The 16,948-nt window shown below is 63.8% G+C and carries 16 protein-coding genes and 1 tRNA gene; 9 read left to right on the top strand and 8 right to left on the bottom strand.

The features are described from left to right. Positions 1-151: 151 nt before the first annotated feature. Positions 152-961, top strand: a complete 810-nt coding sequence (locus tag CGLY_RS12255; RefSeq protein ID WP_038549798.1) for a MurR/RpiR family transcriptional regulator — start codon at positions 152-154, stop codon at positions 959-961. Here CGLY_RS12255 and CGLY_RS12250 read toward each other — a convergent pair whose 3' ends face one another. After that, positions 962-1,756: a VOC family protein gene (locus CGLY_RS12250; RefSeq protein ID WP_052540153.1), complete on the bottom strand. Its 795-nt coding sequence runs from the start codon at positions 1,754-1,756 to the stop codon at positions 962-964. It abuts the gene before it with no gap. Between the two features lie 296 nt (positions 1,757-2,052). Here CGLY_RS12250 and CGLY_RS12245 point away from each other — a divergent pair, with 296 nt between their 5' ends. Continuing rightward, positions 2,053-2,265, top strand: coding sequence for a hypothetical protein (locus tag CGLY_RS12245; RefSeq protein WP_038549796.1), 213 nt, complete (start codon positions 2,053-2,055; stop codon positions 2,263-2,265). 4 nt (positions 2,266-2,269) lie between these two features. On the opposite strand, the gene CGLY_RS17815 is transcribed toward CGLY_RS12245, so the two are convergent. Next, a complete protein-coding gene (locus tag CGLY_RS17815; protein WP_052540152.1) occupies positions 2,270-3,049 on the bottom strand; it encodes a hypothetical protein in 780 nt (259 codons plus the stop codon). Between CGLY_RS17815 and CGLY_RS17810 the strand changes: the two genes are divergently transcribed. Then, the gene (locus CGLY_RS17810) at positions 3,048-3,947 is read left to right on the top strand and encodes a cytochrome b/b6 domain-containing protein (protein ID WP_038549794.1); all 900 of its coding nucleotides are present in this window, start codon (positions 3,048-3,050) and stop codon (positions 3,945-3,947) included. The two genes, CGLY_RS17815 and CGLY_RS17810, sit on opposite strands and share 2 nt — an antisense overlap. A 142-nt stretch (positions 3,948-4,089) precedes the next feature. Here the strand turns inward: CGLY_RS17810 and CGLY_RS12230 are convergent, their stop codons facing one another. From CGLY_RS12230 to CGLY_RS12215, 4 genes are all read right to left on the bottom strand, one after another. Then, positions 4,090-5,157, bottom strand: coding sequence for a lipoate--protein ligase family protein (locus tag CGLY_RS12230; RefSeq protein ID WP_038549792.1), 1,068 nt, complete (start codon positions 5,155-5,157; stop codon positions 4,090-4,092). Between the two features lie 83 nt (positions 5,158-5,240). Continuing rightward, the gene (locus CGLY_RS12225) at positions 5,241-7,370 is read right to left on the bottom strand and encodes a RecQ family ATP-dependent DNA helicase (protein ID WP_038549790.1); all 2,130 of its coding nucleotides are present in this window, start codon (positions 7,368-7,370) and stop codon (positions 5,241-5,243) included. 58 nt (positions 7,371-7,428) lie between these two features. Next, positions 7,429-7,938, bottom strand: a complete 510-nt coding sequence (locus tag CGLY_RS16835) for a hypothetical protein (protein ID WP_052540150.1) — start codon at positions 7,936-7,938, stop codon at positions 7,429-7,431. Next, complete coding sequence (locus CGLY_RS12215) at positions 7,935-8,480, bottom strand: hypothetical protein (RefSeq protein WP_038549788.1); 546 nt, start codon at positions 8,478-8,480, stop codon at positions 7,935-7,937. Before CGLY_RS12215 ends, CGLY_RS16835 begins: the two co-directional genes overlap by 4 nt. A 69-nt stretch (positions 8,481-8,549) precedes the next feature. Here CGLY_RS12215 and CGLY_RS12210 point away from each other — a divergent pair, with 69 nt between their 5' ends. From CGLY_RS12210 to CGLY_RS12185, 6 genes are all read left to right on the top strand, one after another. Beyond that, positions 8,550-9,815: a dicarboxylate/amino acid:cation symporter gene (locus CGLY_RS12210; protein WP_038549786.1), complete on the top strand. Its 1,266-nt coding sequence runs from the start codon at positions 8,550-8,552 to the stop codon at positions 9,813-9,815. 96 nt (positions 9,816-9,911) lie between these two features. After that, positions 9,912-12,572 (top strand): cation-translocating P-type ATPase, encoded by a 2,661-nt coding sequence (locus CGLY_RS12205; RefSeq protein WP_052540149.1) that lies wholly within the window; start codon positions 9,912-9,914, stop codon positions 12,570-12,572. Next, positions 12,569-12,886 carry a CHY zinc finger protein gene (locus CGLY_RS12200; protein ID WP_038549784.1) on the top strand — a complete coding sequence of 106 codons (318 nt, stop codon included), beginning with the start codon at positions 12,569-12,571 and terminating at the stop codon, positions 12,884-12,886. The genes CGLY_RS12205 and CGLY_RS12200 overlap by 4 nt, the downstream gene beginning before the upstream one ends. Positions 12,887-13,023: 137 nt before the next feature. Next, complete coding sequence (locus tag CGLY_RS12195; protein WP_227590267.1) at positions 13,024-14,253, top strand: NADH:flavin oxidoreductase/NADH oxidase family protein; 1,230 nt, start codon at positions 13,024-13,026, stop codon at positions 14,251-14,253. 182 nt (positions 14,254-14,435) lie between these two features. Next, complete coding sequence (locus CGLY_RS12190; RefSeq protein WP_038549782.1) at positions 14,436-15,650, top strand: saccharopine dehydrogenase family protein; 1,215 nt, start codon at positions 14,436-14,438, stop codon at positions 15,648-15,650. Between the two features lie 60 nt (positions 15,651-15,710). Next, positions 15,711-16,106 (top strand): VOC family protein, encoded by a 396-nt coding sequence (locus CGLY_RS12185; RefSeq protein ID WP_038552890.1) that lies wholly within the window; start codon positions 15,711-15,713, stop codon positions 16,104-16,106. Positions 16,107-16,169: 63 nt separating this feature from the next. Here the strand turns inward: CGLY_RS12185 and CGLY_RS12180 are convergent. Both CGLY_RS12180 and orn read right to left on the bottom strand, forming a co-directional pair. Beyond that, positions 16,170-16,245 (bottom strand) — tRNA-His (locus tag CGLY_RS12180). Between the two features lie 96 nt (positions 16,246-16,341). Then, complete coding sequence (gene orn / locus CGLY_RS12175; RefSeq protein ID WP_052540919.1) at positions 16,342-16,917, bottom strand: oligoribonuclease; 576 nt, start codon at positions 16,915-16,917, stop codon at positions 16,342-16,344. Positions 16,918-16,948: the final 31 nt, after the last annotated feature.

Genomic DNA, 16,948 nt, shown 5'->3' with positions numbered 1-16,948 from the left:
ACGATTTCCTGTTCTGCCCGTCGTGATGTCGACGAGGTTCCGTAGGGTGCTGAGCGGGACAGCACGTACGCTAGCATGAAGCAAGTGAGGTTCACCTCATATGAGGTGAACATAACTCTCTTCCTGACGAGGCCCTAGTAGTGTTCACGACATGGAGTTGGTGGAGAGAATCGAGGCGCGCCGCAGGAGCCTTACTCCCGCGGAGACCCGGGTGGCGGATTTCATGGCGAAGAATCCTCACAGCGTGGGGCATCATTCAGCACTCCGTCTCGCAGAAGCTGTTGGTGTCAGCGATGCGACAGTGGTGCGTACCGTTCGGAAACTGGGCTTCGAAGGGCTCGATGATCTCAGGGAGAGACTCGCCGACGACTTGTCGCGCGGCGGTCGAATGGGCGCTTCCTTGCGGGACGGCGCAGTGTCCCGCACTATTCGTGAGCACGTCGGTGGGGCTGAGTCACTTGTGGAGAGGGTGAATGAGGACGACCTGCTCAACGTGGTGGAACTCATGGCGCAGGCGAACCGGATCGTTCTGGTCGGTTTCGGTCCGTCACGTCACATCGCCGAGTATGCCGCAGCGCGAAGTGTCCGTACAGGACTGATCGCCGTGGCGATCGGTACAACCGGACTGGGGTTTGCCGATGACATCGCGATTCTCCGCGACGATGACGTTATCCTTTTGTTGGCTTATGACGGTACATCCATGGAGGCGGACGTGCTTTTCATCCGTGCTACGGAGCTCGGCGTTCCCGTTGTCCAGTTGACCGAGGGGGTGCTGACCTCAGATCCGCGCAGTGCGGTGGCATTGGCTATCGGACGGGGCAACCCTGACTTCAGTCCCAGCTACGTTCCGACCGTTGCCGTGTTGGAGGCGCTGATCGTGGCGACCGCCGCGAAAGACCCGGAACGCAGCCAGCGTGCCGGGGACGTCGTTGATCGCTTTCAAGGCGAACTCGGAGGATGATTACTCCTGAGTGATGGCGGAGGTCGCCATGGCACCTGCGACGAAGGCAGGGGATTCCGTGAGCCCTGCGCGCCGCACGCTGAATCCGTAGAGCCCCGGGGTGGTGTCAGGCGACGGCGAGTGTTCGAAGTGGACCTGTGCGCCCGGCAACGCCACTGTGGTGCCCCGGAGCTCGCACCTGAGAAGTTCGGAGAGAACTCGGGCATCATGCGACGGTGTGTGGCTGTAGGCCAGGAGTGACACCAGGTCCGGTCCGCGCTCGCTGGGAGGCTCACTGTCGCCCCCTTGTGTGACCCGATGGTCGGTGCGCAACTGAGCGATCACCTCTCGCGGAGGGCTGTAACTGATGAAGAAGGGGAACCAGGCCGGTGCATCAGTGACGAAGACCTCGGTGAAACCGGCGTCCTGTCCGTCGACCTGGTCATCGAACCGAATGTCGCAGACCGTGACCTGGTAGCCGGCATCACGAAATAACGCAGCCGTTGCAGGGGCGTCGGGGACATGGACAGCGAAGCTGGCCAGTCCCGGCGTCGTCGAAGCTTCGATGGTCGGGCGCATTACCGAGAGGGTTTCGCCGTATATCGAACCCGATGCTGCGTCCCAGTCGTCGATCACGGCGAGTTCGATGTAGCGCGCATCGTCGATCCCCCACGCAGCGTTGCGGAATCCTGGCATCGACAATGCGGCATGGGTGGGGAGGCCGAGGTTGTCGTAGGACGTCATGGCGGCCTCGAGGTCGTCGACAATGTGGATGAGGTGGTCGAATGAATACGGGTGTTCGTGATGGCCCGGCATCTCAGGCACACTCCTTCGTATGTGGTGATGTAGTAAGGACAGGCTACCTATAATTTCCGATGGCCGAGGGAACCGGGAGGGATGAGGGACAAGTTCAGGCGAGTGAATTCCCGGTTTATTCGTGACATGGGGCACATGTCCGCTATCCTGTCTTGTGAGGTAGTTATCGTTTCAGAAGAGGTTCAGGTCACATGAAATCCGCCGTCGGTGCCGGGCATGTTTCCCCGGTGTCGTTGTCCCCACGGGCGCGCCGTACGTTCGTGCGACGTCATGTCTGTAGGGGCGGCAGGTTCTGCATGGACCCTCACCTCAACCTTGGCCGCGACTCGGTCGAGGCAATGATTCCCGGACGATCCGTCGGCCCGAAGCACCCGGGCACACCGGTTGTTGTGGTGGTCGCGGAAGCGCCGGACGCTATGATCCTCGTGACGGACGACGGTGGCGGCAGGGATGGCCTGCCCGCATCTGTTCCACAACTCACCAGCGCTATTGACGAGCGAAAGCAGTAGGAGACTACACAATGTCCAACGACGACAAACAGGCCCAGCCGATGAAGCTGGAGCCGCCTGTCGCCCAGGCACCGGGTGCGCCTGCCGCGCCGTCGGCTCCGGCGACGCCTGCCGCCCCTGCCACTCCCGCTGAACCGGAGTCGGCCGCTGACTCGACTGCGACGGAGACTCCGGAGACTCCGGCGGCACCTGCTGACAACGCGGTTGCGGCGAAGGAGAATTCTTCGGAACCGGCGTCCGAGCCTGCTGCTCCGGGTACTCCTATGAAACTCTCCGCGCCTTCTGCCCCGGCGGCCCCGGCGGCCTCTGCTGCCCCGTCGGCCCCGTCGGCCCCGTCGGCCCCGTCGGCCCCGTCGGCCCCGTCGGCCCCGTCGGCCCCGTCGGCCCCGAGCGCTCCGGCTGCCCCTGGTGCGCCTAGTGCCCCGGGCGCTCCCTCTGCACCTGGTGCACCTGCCGCTCCTGCGGCGCCGGCAGCTCCCGCGGCGCCGGGCGCTCCTGCGGCGCCGGGCGCTCCCTCTGCACCTTCGGCTCCGGCAGCCCCCGGCGCCCCGTCGGCCCCTGGTGCTCCGGGTGCACCCTCTGCGCCGGCGGCGCCGGGCGCTCCGGGCGCGGTGTCAGCCCCCGGTGCTCCCTCGGCTCCGGGTGCTCCGGGCGCTCCCGCTTCGCCGGGTGCGGCTGCCCCGTCGGCTCCGGGCGCTCCGGCAGCTGCCGCTACCACGGCGGCCCCGAAGACGGGAAGCTCGGCGTCCAAGGAGAAGCCGAAGAAGAAGCGCGAGCCGATCATGATCGGCGAGAAGTCCCTGGGACAGTGGGGCAAGCTCGCCGGCATCGGACTGGTCATCGCCGCCGTCGCAGTTGCCGTGGTCATCTTCGTCGCCCGGTGGATCTACGACCTCTCCGGTGTACAGAACTTCATGGCCACCTACCCCGGCGAATACCACCTTCCGGACTTCGTCGAGGACGGATTCCCGGCCTGGGCCCGCTGGACCCACTTCTTGAACTTCTTCTTCATGGCGATGATCATCCAGTCCGGTCTGCGGGTTCGCCAGCAGCAGAAGCCCCCGGCGGTCTGGCAGCCGAAGAAGGGCGGCAAGAAGATCAGCATCCACCTGTGGCTGCACACCTCACTGGACCTGCTGTGGATCCTCAACGGCGTGATCTTCATCGTCCTGCTGTTCATCTCCGGCCACTGGGCCCGCATCGTGCCCACCAGCTGGGAAGTCTTCCCCAATATGCTCACCAACATGCTGCAGTACGCCTCGCTGCAGTGGCCGGAAGAGAACGGCTGGGTCAACTACAACAGCCTGCAGCAGATCATGTACTTCGTCATCGTCTTCATCGCCGCACCGCTGGCGATCATCTCCGGTCTGCGGATGAGCGAGTGGTGGCCGAAGAACGCCACGAAGTTGAACAAGATCTACCCGGCACCGGTGGCACGTAAGATCCACTTCCCGACGATGCTGTTCTTCGTGATGTTCATCGTCGTCCACGTGTTCCTCGTGTTCGCAACCGGTATGACGAAGAACCTGAACCACATGTTCGCCGGCACCCCTGCCGAAGGCTGGGGCGGGTTCTTCTGGATGCTCGGTGCGGTGATCGTGACCGTGGGAGTGCTCTTCGCGACGCGCCCGCTGGTGCTCGCGCCGATCGCCTCACGGTTCGGCCAGGTCAGCGCCCGGTAGCTGAGGCGCGTCCGTGTCGAGGGGCTCGGCACAATGAAGGCGGGGGACGGTTTCCGGTCATGGAAACCGTCCCCCGCCGTTTTCATGGGCGCGGTGCCTGGCGTCGGTGCAGGCGACGCGCCGGCGGCGGCTCGTCACCCCGTCACGGCAGTCGATGTGTCCACTCTTCGGTGGAGAACTTCTCGTCGCACCTCGCCCGTGCGGCGGTGAGATCGTCCTCGGTGATCGTCCCCTCGGAGGCGGCGTACTTGTCCCGGAAGTGATCGAAGAACACTTCCAGGATCTCCGAACGGGGCATCTGTGTCTGAGACCTCATCGGGTCGACACGCTTCACCGCGGAGCGCTGACCCTTGTCCCGCATCTTCTCCTTGCCGATACGCAGAACTTCCATCATCTTCTCGGCGTCGATGTCGTAGGACATGGTGACATGGTGGACCATCCATCCGTTGCTGAACCGCTTCTGCGCAGCTCCGCCGATCTTTCCCTGTTCCGAGGCGATGTCGTTCAGAGGTACGTAGCGTGCCCGGATCCCGACCTTCTCCAATGCCTCCATCGCCCATTCGTCCAGGAACGGGTAGGACTGTGCGAAGCTCAACCCGTCCACCAGGGATTGCGGGACAACCAGTGAATAGGTCACGCAGTTGCCCGGCTCCATGAACATGGCACCACCCCCGGTGACCCGGCGGGAGACGGTGATTCCGTGGCGGTCGGCCCCGTCCTGGTTGATCTCATTGGAGTATGACTGGAACGATCCGATCACCACCTGAGGTGCATTCCACTCCCACAACCGCATGAACGGCTTCCGCCGACCAGCGGCGACGTCCTCGGTGAGTGTTTCATCGAGGGCGACGTTGACCATCGGGTCGACGCTCGGACCGTGGATCACCTCAAGATCGAGGTCGTCCCAGCCCACTGCGTGGCCAAGCGCCCGACGGACTGCGACACCTACTCCCTCCGGGGTGATGCCGAACAGGACGTCATCAGGATTAAGTGCCTGGGAGATCCTGGCGGAGACGTCAGCGGCGCTGAGATCAGCGGGCGCACCTTCCAGTGAACGGGTCATCCGACCGAGCGTCTCATCGGGCTCCAGGAAGAAGTCACCGGCGATGCGGACACCGGACAGCGTGCCCGCTGACGTGCCGTCGGCCCCGGTAACTTCGAGATCGACGACGATCAGTTTTCCACCGGGGACTTTGTATTCTCCGTGCATCGGCTGGCCTTTCTTACGGTGAGGGGCAGGAGGTGGCGCCACCCTGGTTTTTCCGCGGACCAGCCTACGCGCGTTCTCCAGGCTCAGCCCCGCAGTGCCAAGGCGAAGGGAAGGACGGCACGGGCACCGGCCTTGCGCAGTTCCCGGCCGGCGAGTGTCATCGCCCAGCGGGAACCGATCTCGGTATCCACCAGTAACACGACCTGCCCGTCGACGGCCTCAGCTGTCGCCGGATCTACATTGAATGCGCCGTGAAGATTCTGCACGCGGTAGGCGCTGTTTACGTCCGGGGAACCCGGATCCCGGGTGTAGGAGAGTGGGCCGGCGTCCGTCATTCTTCCGATCTGTGCCAGGCCGCGGGACAGGTCGGCACAGGTCACCGGACGTGTCGTATTCGGCATGCCGACAACCACCGTCGGGCGCTCCTCCCACTCCCATTCCTTGAGCACGGTGATGCACCAGTCGGCGATATTCTTCGGCACGGGAGCATCCTGGGCACCGTCCGCCAGGAAGCTCCTCAGCACCTGACCGGGGCCGAGGTCGGTGAACCGGGCGACGGCGCGTCCTGCGGACACGCGTTCGTCCACCGGTATCTTCCCTTTCAACGGGACACCGATCGTGGCCATGCCGGACGGCCATTGCCCGCGTGGTTCGACGGGGACGCCGATTCCGGACAGGATCCGGCGAGCCCCGGAGGTGCTGCTGTCGTCGACACCGGACTCCCACCACTGGCCAGCACAGACATCGCACCGGCCACAGTCGTGCGCATGCGGATCGTCGAGGGTCTCTGCCAGGAACCGCATGCGGCACCGGTGACCCGCCTCGTACTCCAGCATGGCGTCGGCCTCCCTGCGGCGGGCCTCGGCGACGGCCGCATACCTCTCCGCGTCATAGGACCAGGGGACGCCCGTGGAGATGAATCCGCCCTGCACGCGGTCGACCGCACCGTCGACCTGGAGGGTCTTCAGCAACAACTCCAGTCGGGAACGCTTCACACCGACCAAGGGCTCCAGTGCCGGTACCGACAGGGGTGCATCGGCCTCAGACAATGCGGACAGCACCGCCTGTGCCTCGTCCTCGTCCGGCATCGAGGCCGTGGCGAAGTACTCCCAGATATTCGCGTCCTCGGTGCCGGGGAGGAGCAGGACGTCCGCATTGTCCGTAGCACGTCCGGCACGTCCCACCTGCTGGTAGTACGCCACTGCGGAACTCGGCGCCCCGAGATGGACCACAAAGCCGAGGTCGGGTTTGTCGAACCCCATACCCAGGGCGCTGGTGGCGACCAACGCTTTGATGTCATTATCCTTCAGTGACTGCTCCAGGCGCGCCCTGTCCTCGGCGTCGGTGCGTCCGGTGTAGGACGCCACGTTCCAGCCTGCCTCGGACAATGCACGCGTGGTGTCCTCAGCAGCGGACACGGTGAGGGCGTAGACGATGCCGGAGCCCTGGAAGTCACCGAGATGCTGGGTGAGCCACCCGATGCGGTGCTCGGCCGAGGCAGTCGGCGCCACACCCAGGCGGAGCGAGTCCCGGGAGAGCGCACCCCGGACGACCATGGTGTTGTCACCAAGCTGTGCGGCGACATCGGTGACCACGCGGGTATTCGCCGTCGCCGTCGTCGCCAACACCGGAAGATCCGCGGGGAGGCCGTCGAGGAGTGCGCCGATCCGCCGGTAGTCGGGCCGGAAGTCGTGCCCCCAGTCTGAGATACAGTGCGCTTCATCGACGACGATCATCCCCACGCCCGCGCGGGACGGGTCGAGGAGGACGTCGAGGACATTGGTACGGAACTTCGGGTTCGTCAGCCGCTCCGGGGAGATCAACAGCACATCCAGGTCGCCTCCCGTGAGGCTGTCGAGAACCGAATCCCACTCCGTCGCATTCGATGAGTTGATCGTCGCGGCGTGAACTCCGGCACGCTCGGCAGCGGCGACCTGGTCACGCATCAGGGCCAGCAGGGGAGAGATGATCAACGTCGGCCCGCGTTCGGCACCGTACCCCTCCCGTATGAGACGGGCAGCGACGAAGTAGACGGCTGATTTTCCCCACCCGGTCCGCTGGACGACGAGTACCCGCTTGTCGTCATTGACGAGTGCGGCGATGGCGTCGAACTGACCGTCGCGGAAGGAAGCCTCCGGGTGCCCCGTCAGTTCACGCAGAATCTCGGTCGCGCGGACGCGGAGTCGGTCGTCGAAGGGGTTTTCACTGGGCATGTGGTCCACCCTAGAGCACGGTCCGGACATGAAATCCCTTCGTCGACGGAACTCCTCGTCAGACAGTCCCGTCGTCCGACCTGACCGCCATGATTCCCGCGGCGATGAGCGACAGGACAACGACCCCGCCGATCGTCGTCATGAGGTAACCCACCGCCCACAGGCCGGTGATGTCGGTGTATCCAGCGGTCACTGCGAAAGCAGTCGTGAAACCGAACAACCCGCCCAGCGCCACGGTGAACGGCCCCGTCCACCTCCACCTGGTTCGGATGCTCAGCCACACCAAGGCACCGAACGCCGAGACAACGGCACCGGCGGCCATAACGACCTCGAGGTTCATAGGCGGACCCCAGCTGAACCAGATAAGCCAGAGCAGGACACCGACAACACTGGCGGTGATCCCCGCACGCGTATTGCCCATGCGTGCCTTCGGGTCAGGTGAGGGACATGACTTCTGCTTTTCGATGAGGTGGACGGTGAAAAGTAAGAGTGCGCAGGCCACCAGTACGGGACCGCCGAACGACAGCATCGCGCGCCCGATGGCGACGAGTTTCTCTACGGTAGTCATGATCCCACGCTCCCTGATCCACCTGTGTCCCGGTAGCCTCGGGTGCCGCGGCCTCTGGCGAGTACGACGCCGGTGGCAATGGCAGCCAGGATGAATCCGGCGATGAAGATGATCATCAGATAGCCCACACCCCACAAGCCCGTGATGTCGTAGAAGCTGGCATCGACAGCGAAAGCCGAGGAAAACCCGAACAAGCCTCCGAGCGACACGACAAACGGGCCTGTCTGCCGCCACCGGGTCACGGCGCTGATCCCGATAACGGCAGTGAGGGCCGTGACGACAGCTCCGACGATCGCCCAGGATGCATAGCCGGCGGGATCACCCCAACTGAACCAGAGCAGCCACAGGGAGACTCCGACCGCGATACCGCACACTGCGGCGCCGAGGTTGCCGAGGGATCTACTGTCCGTCCGGAGTTCGTCTGCGTTGTCCCGCTCGGACAGGTGCATAAACACCAGCACGAGAGCCGACACGCCCATGGGTATCCCGCCGAACAGCAGAATAACCTCCAGAACTCCCAGCAGTGTCTGTGCGGTACTCATGTTCTTAGCCTAGTGAACGTTAACCGTGCTGGCATCACGGTGAAACATGGGCTGAATAGTGTCTCGGTCATGTCATTGAGAACACGTAAACTACTGCGCAGTCCTGCTCTGATGATCGGGGTGGGGGCGGTCGCCGGCATGATCTTCGGGCTGATCGTCGGAGAGTGGGCGGCGAACCTGCAGTTCATCGGAGACATGTTCATCCGGTTGATCCAGATGTCGATTGTGCCGCTGGTTATGGCCTCGGTGATCGTCGCTACCGGCTCGATGACCGGTAAAGGCACCGGGCGGATGGCAGCACGGACGTTCGGTTGGATGCTCGTGTTCTCTTTCCTCGCCGCCATCCTTGCGTGGGGCCTGGCGAGTGTGATTCGTCCTGGTGATGGCATGGTTTTCACCGGTGAGTTGGATCCGTCGCTGGAGGAGGGGGCGCAGCAGGCAGGGAGCTGGCAGGACACCCTGCTGGGGTTCGTGTCCACCAATGTCGTCGAGGCGATGGCGAGCGCAGACATGTTGCCGATCATCGTGTTCTCCCTGATCTTCGGAATCGCTCTGAACCGCTATATGGCGCAGACCGGCAACCGCACACTAATCGGACTTTTCGAGGGCATCCAGGCCGTGGTGCTCACCATGATCCAGTACGTGATGTACATCGCCCCAGTGGGTGTGTTTTGCCTGCTGGCGGCGCTGACCGGTGAACAGGGGGTCGCTGTGATCACCTCTGCGGTCAAGTATCTCGTGGCTACGTTGATCGGCGTGCTGATCCTCATGGTGATCTTCGTGCTCGTCATCTGGGTACGCACCCGACTCAATGTGTGGAGACTTCCGGGCAAACTGGTTGAGCAGACCGTCGTCGCCGTGACGACGACGAGCTCGGCGGTCACCTTCCCGACGGTGCTGCGCAATACGGTGGAGAAGGTCGGGGTCAGCCCGAGGGTCGCGAATTTCACGCTGTCCATCGGGCTGACTATGGGGTCCTACGGCGCCGTCCTCAACTACATGATCGTCATCCTGTTCCTCGCCCAGGCCGGAGGAGTGGAGCTGACTTTCGGGCAGATCGTCCTCGGCGTGGCGCTGTCGATCATGCTGAACATGGGGACGATCACTGTACCTGGCGGCTTTCCCGTGGTCGCCATGTTCCTGGCGGCGTCATTGGATCTGCCGGTGGAGGCGGTCGGCTTGTTGATTGCGGTGGACTGGTTCACCGGAATCCTGCGGACCTTCCTCAACGTCAACGGTGACACCTTCGTGGCCATGCTTGTCGCCGCCCCAGAAGACGAGATCAACCGGGACGTGTACGCCGGGAAGGAAACGCCATCACCTGAACACCCCTGACCGGGGTCGACGGGAGATTGCTGCGTCTGGCCCGTAGCTACCCTGGGGCGTGTACCGACGTGAACGGCAGACACCCCGGGCAGGAGACGGTTCCCCATGACGGAGACCACGCGAGAGCAGCTGACCGACAGCCCCTGGCACATTCTTGATGTATCAGACGTCCGTGCACGGTTGGGGGTGAATTCCGATGACGCCGACCTGGGGCTACGGACTGAGGATGCGGAGGGGCGGCTGCAGCAGTGTGGTCGGAATGAACTCGACCAGATCGCCGGCGATCCCTGGTACCTGGTTCTGGGACGACAACTCACCTCGCCGATGGTCGTTTTCCTGTTCATCGCCGGCATGGTGACGTTGTTCCAGCAGGAGTGGTTCGAGTCGGCCGCGATCTTCGTCGTGGTTGTGTTGAACTCGTCGATCGGTTACTGGCAGGCGCGTAAGGCGGAGAAGGACGTCGCAGCGTTGGCGAAACTGTCGACGCCGGAGGCCACGGTGGTCAGGGACGGTCTGGTCAGCAGAGTGGAGGCGGCTGCGCTTGTACCCGGGGACACCGTGCGACTGGAGTCGGGCGACAGGGTCCCTGCTGACCTGCGACTGGCCGAGTCTCGTGGCCTGCGGATCGATGAGTCGATGTTGACCGGCGAGGCGCTGCCGACCACGAAGTCGGTTGACCCCGTCCCAGACGGCGATGGGTCGGTGGGGGTGGAGGCCGACTCTCCTGTCGGTGACCGTGTCACGATGGCGTATTCAGGAACCCTGGTTGTCTCCGGGCGCGCAAGTGGCCTCGTCGTCGCTACCGCCTACGACACCGAACTCGGGTCGATCGCCGAACTGGTCCAGACCGGCTCAGAGAAGACACCACTGCAGGTACTCACCGACCGGCTGGAACGGATCATCGGAATCGTACTCGTCATCGCAGGACTCGGGGTGTTCGGGACGAACGTCGTGCTCGGCAATGATCTGGGTGAGGCGTTCCGGACGACGGTGGCGCTAATCGTTTCGGCGATGCCTGAGGCGCTCCCTGTCGTGCTGTCGGTCGCGATGGGGGTCGGTGTGTCACGCATGGCGGCACGCAATGCGGTGGTCCGCAGGTTGCCCAGCGTCGAGACGTTGGGATCGACCACCGTCATTGGCTCAGACAAGACCGGTACCCTGACCGTCAACCGGATGACGGTGGAGAACGTCTGGACGCCGCACGGACAGGACGGCGACGAACACGCCTCGCTGCGCACCGGTGCGCTGACCAACGACGCCGCTGAACAGGACGGGACGCTGATCGGTGACGCCGTCGATGTGGCGATGGCCGAGGCGGCGCTGCGTGCAGGGGTCGTGGACACTGAGGAGCGACGTGCCGTCCCCGTCGCCGACATGCCCTACGAGCCCGACCTGGCCTACTCACAGACGTTACGGCGCGAGGACGGTCAGCTCGTCCTGCATGTGAAAGGTGCCCCGGAGGTGGTCACCTCCTTCTGCGACCTCAACGATTCGGATATCGACAGCATTCTGGATGCCAACGAGGACATGGGCAAAGACGGCCTCCGAGTCATCGCCACTGCGACGGGGATCCTCGACGAGAAACCCGTCGGCGGTGTTCTCACGGCACCCTCCGGGCTGCGGTTCACCGGCCTCCAAGGCATGATGGACCCGCCGCGCGAGGGTGTACGCGAATCGGTGGCACAGTGCCGCGATGCCGGGATCCAGGTCATGATGATCACCGGTGACCACCCCGTCACCGCATCGGCCATCGCATCCCGGCTGGGACTTCGAAACGGTAGTGAGCCCCTGACCGGACGTGAGATGTCCAGTCTTGACGACGCTCAACTGAAGGAGAGGCTGAAGACGACCGCTGTCGCGGCGAGGATGAGTCCGAAGGACAAACTGCGTATCGTCAGGCTCCTGAAGATTGACGGGGAGACTGTGGCGGTCACCGGGGACGGGGTGAATGACGCGCCGGCGTTGAAGTCGGCGTCGATCGGCGTGGCGATGGGGCGGTCCGGTACCGACGTTGCGCGCGATTCCGCCGACGTGGTGCTCACCGACGACAACTTCGTCACCATCGTCGATGCCGTCAGACTCGGCAGGGTGACCTTCTCGTCGATCCGCAAAGCCACGTTCTTCCTGCTATCCAACGGGTTAGCCCTGATGGTGGCGGTGATCGTGAATACTTTCACGGAACTGCCGTTGATTTTCCTGCCGGTCATGCTGCTCTTCATGAACGTTGTCACCAACGGCATCCAGGACATCGCCCTGTCCTTTGAAAAGGGAGAGGGAGATGAACTGGAACAGAGACCACGGTCGCGCCGGGAGGGGGTGCTGGATACCCGGATGTGGCTGAGAACCGTCATCACCGGTATGTGGATGGGCATCGGGACACTGGTGGTGTACCGGCTCGCGCATGAGGCGGGGCTGTCCGTCGAGGAGTGCCGAACCCTGGCGTTGATCACCATGGTGATGTTCAATTTCTTCCAGGTGTTCAGCGCCCGGGCGCTGCGTCGTTCCGTGTTCACCATCAATCCCGTCGGCAATCCGCTGCTACTCGTCTCCGCTCTGGCCGCACTGGTCATGCAATGGGGTGTGACCGCCTGGCCGGCCGCTGCGGAACTTATCGGCCTCGTGCCGTTGACGTGGCAGCAGTGGTTGATCTGCACGGCGATCGGGTTCAGCGTGCTGGTCATCGTGGAACTCGAAAAACTCGTCTGGCCGGTCGCGTCCCGTTGGGTCGCCCAGGGGCGTCGGATGAGACGGAGGAGCCTGAGATGAACGACAATCTTGTCGGAGGTGTCGGATGCGTGCACTGGAGATCGCCACGGGACGTTGTCGCGATCACGTTCCATTGCTGTGGTCGGACATACCCGTGCCTGCACTGCCACGATGAGGCAGAGGATCACCGCATCGTCCCCTGGCCCCGTGAGCTTTTCGACACCGGGGACGCCGTCCTGTGTCGGGCGTGCGGGCACTGGATGACGGTGCACGCTTACCTCGACAGCGGTTCGGCCTGTCCTGCGTGCGGCGCGTCGTTCAACCCGGGGTGCTCGCTGCATGCACACCTGTACTTCGACATCGACAGAGTGTGATATGGCGTTTCTTGAGTCTGTGCGCTGCGGCATGATATGTAGGCAAGGAGCAGTAGGTACAGTCTGCGGGTGACGGGCCGTTGGGCGGTCCGTCACTGAGAACATTTACCGGATACCTGAACTTTTGGAGAGTCACCGTGACCCCTACACCGGTTGCCGCACCCCTGGAGCTGCCGTGCGGCACCACATTGAAGAACCGACTCGTGAAGTCCTCGACGAGTGAGGGCCTGGCGACCCCGTCGGGTGGGCCGTCCAACCAGCACCTCGACCTGTACCGCCGGTGGGCTCATGGCGGGTCCGGTCTGGTCGTGACCGGCGGAGTCATGGTGGACTCTGAACACCGGGGCGAGCCGGGTTCTGTCGTTGTCACCGACGACCGTCACCTCGACATGCTCCGCAGCTGGGCGACGGCCGGAACAGTGAACGACACCCACCTGTGGATGCAGCTCAATCATCCCGGCAAGCAGTCGCCGCGGAGCATGAACAAGTACCCTGTCGCGCCCAGCGCCGTTCCGATGGCAGGACGCATCGGCCGTTACTTCGCTGATCCGCGCGAACTCACGATCTCCGACATCGACCTGATCGTGTGGCGCTTCGCCTACACTGCGTTGATTGCCCGGGAGACTGGTTTCACCGGCGTGCAGATCCAGGCGGGGCACGGGTACCTCATCAACCAGTTCCTCTCTCCGGCGGACAACCTGCGCACCGACGAGTACGGCGGTGACCTCGAAGGACGCATGCGTCTACTGGTCGAGGTCTATCGGGCGGTGCGTAAGAAGGTCGGCGACGACTTCCCGGTCTCTGTACGCATCAACGCATCGGACGGGGTGCCCGGCGGCTTCGGTGAGGAAGAGTCGCTCCAGGTTGCGCAGAAACTCGCTGAGCTGGGCGTCGATGTCATCGAAGTTTCCGGCGGCACGTACGCCACCCCCCTGATGCTCGGGGACGAGGTCGATGCCACCGGGGACACGGGGGAGATCTTCTTCGGTGACCAGGCTCGCCGCGTTCGTGAGGCTGTGGACGTTCCGGTGCTGGTCACCGGAGGGTTCCGGTGCGCCTCCGATGTTGAGAAGGGTCTGGAAGACGGGCTGGGCGATCTGATCGGAATGGCGCGGCCCATGGTCCTCATCCCCGAGCTTGCCAATGACATCATCGTTCACGGCGACCGGGAGCGTGTGCGTCTGCCGCGGTTGACCACCCATATCGAGTCGCTCGACGAGCACTCCGAGTCGCTGGTGGGGATTTCCTGGTACGAGATGCAGATGGACCGGATCACCGACGGCCGCGCCATTGGTGGAGACGGGCTGGCGGCCCTGTGGTTCGCGGCGAAGCGACACGGCGTGAGGGCGATGTTCCCACGGCGCTGAGCGGTACGCGGGTTCTCCCGACCGCAGCGGGCTCCGCACATCTGAGCCACCGCACAGGTCACGGTCCAGCGCGGACGTGGCCTATGCGGTGGCTCAGATGTCATTGACGCCTCCGGCAGACGCACCTACACTTGTGAGCGCTGTAAACATTTACGGGTATCTCCGATGGATTGGAAGGCGCGATGACAGAGGCACACGACCACCCCACACGTCCGGAACGGCCGTTTGATGTCGTACTTTTCGGTGCCACCGGTTTCGCCGGCGGGCTCACCGCCGACTACCTGGCCGAACACCTGCCCGCATCGGGCAGGATGGCGTTGGCTGGACGTAACCGCGACAAGCTCGAGGCGGTGAGGGACCGCCTGGCCGGTATTAACCCGGCCTTGGCCGAGATCGGGCTGCTGCACGCCGATTCCACAGATCTGGCGTCTCTGAGCGAGGTCGCGAGCTCAGCGAAGGTTGTCATCACCACGGTGGGACCGTACCTGGAGTACGGAGCTGCTCTCGTTGCCGCATGTGCTGAGGAGGGAACCGATTACGTGGATCTGACCGGGGAGCCGGAGTTCGTCGACCGGATGTTCCTGGAGCACGATGCCACAGCGCGGAAGAGCGGCGCCAGGCTCGTCCACGCGTGCGGATTCGACTCGATTCCCCATGACCTCGGTGCACTGTACACGGCTATGCACCTCCCTGGAGACGCACCGATGGACGTCCGTGGCGTCGTGCGGACGAATGCGTCTTTCTCCGGTGGCACTCTGCACTCCGGACTGAAGCAGTTGTCACGCCTGCGACCAATGTGGCAGGCAGCATCGCAACGACGACGGTCCGAGTCGCGGCCGTCCGACCGTCGGGCGCGGTTGTCATTGGGCGTCCCACGGCGCGACCGCGTGACAGGAACCTGGTTGATCCCGTTGCCGACGATCGACGGTCAGATCGTCACCCGGTCGGCCCTCACTGCGCCATCAGCCGACCGATACGGCCCGGACTTCACTTACTCACACAATGCCGGAGCAAAGAAGTTCCGCACGGTTCCTGCCTCACTCCTCGGATTCGTCCTGGGCATCGCGGCGGTGCAGATTCCCCCGGTCCGTCGGGCGATCGCCCGACGGACCGCTGCCGGTGAGGGGCCATCGCAGGAGCGTCGGGACAAGACCTGGTTCACCGTGGAATTCGTAGGGGCCGCGGCGGGGAAGACCGTGCATACCCGTGTGAGCGGGGGAGACCCGGGCTACACTGAGACTGCAAAGATGCTGGCGGAGTCGGCGCTGTCGCTGGCGTTCGACGACAATCCGCACCTCGCTGGACAGCTCACCACCGCAACGGCGATGGGGGAGAACCTCATCGACCGGCTGACGGCGGCAGGAATGACATTCGAGGTTCTCAGCTACACCGCTTAAACAACAGTTCTCCGCGCATTGCACACCTGGGAAGAGGGGAGAGTCATGACTCCGTCCACCATCCGCATCACGTTGACCAGTGTGATCGTCGATGACACACGTAAGGCGGAGGCTTTCTATATCGACGTCCTTGGCTTTCGGAAGAAGCACGATGTGCCACTCGGTGACGGGCCTGACGACCGGTGGCTCACTGTGGTCTCCCCGAAAGATCCGACCGGAACTGAACTGCTTCTCGAACCGTCCGGGCATCCGGCAGCAGGGCGGTTCAAACACGCGTTGTTCTCGGACGGAGTGCCGTACACGCAGTTCTCCGTCGATGATGTTCAGGTGGAGTACGAGCGTCTCGTTGAGCTCGGTGTCCGGTTCACCCAGAAGCCGGTCGAGATGGGTGGTGTCACCACCGCCGTGCTGGATGACACGTGTGGCAACCTGATCCAGCTGATTCATCAGGGGTAGCCGATCGGACGCAGCTGAACCCGGGTCCACCGTCCGTGAGGAGGTGGACCCGGGTTCAGGCTTTGGGGTGGCTGACGGGACTCGAACCCGCGACACCCAGGATCACAACCTGGTGCTCTACCAGCTGAACTACAGCCACCATGCATGCATAACGGCAACCAGGCCCGGCGTCGTTGCTGCAGCGGGATTCATACTAGACCACGCCCGGCGACCACACCAAACGGGCCGCTCACCGTCAGATCGGGTTGGCTTCGGAGGCTGCGTCGGCGAACTCTTTCGCCTCACCGTTGGTGGGGCCGGGGGCAGAGACGAAGAGGGCTCGGCGGTAGTAGTCCAGCTCACGGATGGATTCGCGGATATCCGCCAGCGCGCGGTGCTGCATCCCCTTGTCCGGCTGATTGCTGTAGGCGCGCGGGTACCAGCGACGTGCGAGTTCCTTGATGGAAGAGACATCGATCATGCGGTAGTGCAGGAACGTGTCCAGGTCGGGCATGTACCGGGAGATGAACTTGCGGTCACTGGCGATGGAGTTTCCCGCCAGAGGGGCGGCGCCGGCGACCGGTACGTACTTCTTGAGATACTCCACGACCTGTGCTTCGGCGTCGGCGAGGCTCACCGGGCTCTCACGGATCTGCTCGGTGAGGCCGGAGTCCGCGTGCATCTTTGTGACGAAATCATCCATGCCGGCGAGCTCGTCCTCGGAGGCGTGGATCACGATGTCGATGCCGTCGTCCAGCGGTGTCAGGTCGGCATCGGTGACGACGACGGCTATCTCGACGAGGACGTGCTTGTCCGGGTCGAGCCCGGTCATTTCGCAGTCGGCCCAGACGATCCGGTCGTTC

It is taken from the genome of Corynebacterium glyciniphilum AJ 3170 (assembly GCF_000626675.1).
Taxonomy (GTDB): Bacteria; Actinomycetota; Actinomycetes; order Mycobacteriales; family Mycobacteriaceae; genus Corynebacterium; species Corynebacterium glyciniphilum.
Note: the sequence above shows the minus strand (reverse complement) of the source record. Positions and strands in the feature narration are given on the sequence as shown.

What these genes read in the sequence shown, in the direction of transcription:
- CGLY_RS12225 (WP_038549790.1), bottom strand. Translation starts at nt 7,370, where the DNA reads ATGCCCAGTGAAAACCCCTTCGACGACCGACTCCGCGTCCGCGCGACC.
- CGLY_RS12250 (WP_052540153.1), bottom strand. Translation starts at nt 1,756, where the DNA reads ATGCCGGGCCATCACGAACACCCGTATTCATTCGACCACCTCATCCAC.
- CGLY_RS17815 (WP_052540152.1), bottom strand. Translation starts at nt 3,049, where the DNA reads ATGATCGGCTCGCGCTTCTTCTTCGGCTTCTCCTTGGACGCCGAGCTT.
- CGLY_RS12190 (WP_038549782.1), top strand. Translation starts at nt 14,436, where the DNA reads ATGACAGAGGCACACGACCACCCCACACGTCCGGAACGGCCGTTTGAT.
- CGLY_RS12205 (WP_052540149.1), top strand. Translation starts at nt 9,912, where the DNA reads ATGACGGAGACCACGCGAGAGCAGCTGACCGACAGCCCCTGGCACATT.
- CGLY_RS12255 (WP_038549798.1), top strand. Translation starts at nt 152, where the DNA reads ATGGAGTTGGTGGAGAGAATCGAGGCGCGCCGCAGGAGCCTTACTCCC.
- CGLY_RS12230 (WP_038549792.1), bottom strand. Translation starts at nt 5,157, where the DNA reads ATGCACGGAGAATACAAAGTCCCCGGTGGAAAACTGATCGTCGTCGAT.
- CGLY_RS12200 (WP_038549784.1), top strand. Translation starts at nt 12,569, where the DNA reads ATGAACGACAATCTTGTCGGAGGTGTCGGATGCGTGCACTGGAGATCG.
- orn (WP_052540919.1), bottom strand. Translation starts at nt 16,917, where the DNA reads ATGACCGGGCTCGACCCGGACAAGCACGTCCTCGTCGAGATAGCCGTC.
- CGLY_RS17810 (WP_038549794.1), top strand. Translation starts at nt 3,048, where the DNA reads ATGATCGGCGAGAAGTCCCTGGGACAGTGGGGCAAGCTCGCCGGCATC.
- CGLY_RS12215 (WP_038549788.1), bottom strand. Translation starts at nt 8,480, where the DNA reads ATGAGTACCGCACAGACACTGCTGGGAGTTCTGGAGGTTATTCTGCTG.
- CGLY_RS12210 (WP_038549786.1), top strand. Translation starts at nt 8,550, where the DNA reads ATGTCATTGAGAACACGTAAACTACTGCGCAGTCCTGCTCTGATGATC.
- CGLY_RS12245 (WP_038549796.1), top strand. Translation starts at nt 2,053, where the DNA reads ATGGACCCTCACCTCAACCTTGGCCGCGACTCGGTCGAGGCAATGATT.
- CGLY_RS16835 (WP_052540150.1), bottom strand. Translation starts at nt 7,938, where the DNA reads ATGACTACCGTAGAGAAACTCGTCGCCATCGGGCGCGCGATGCTGTCG.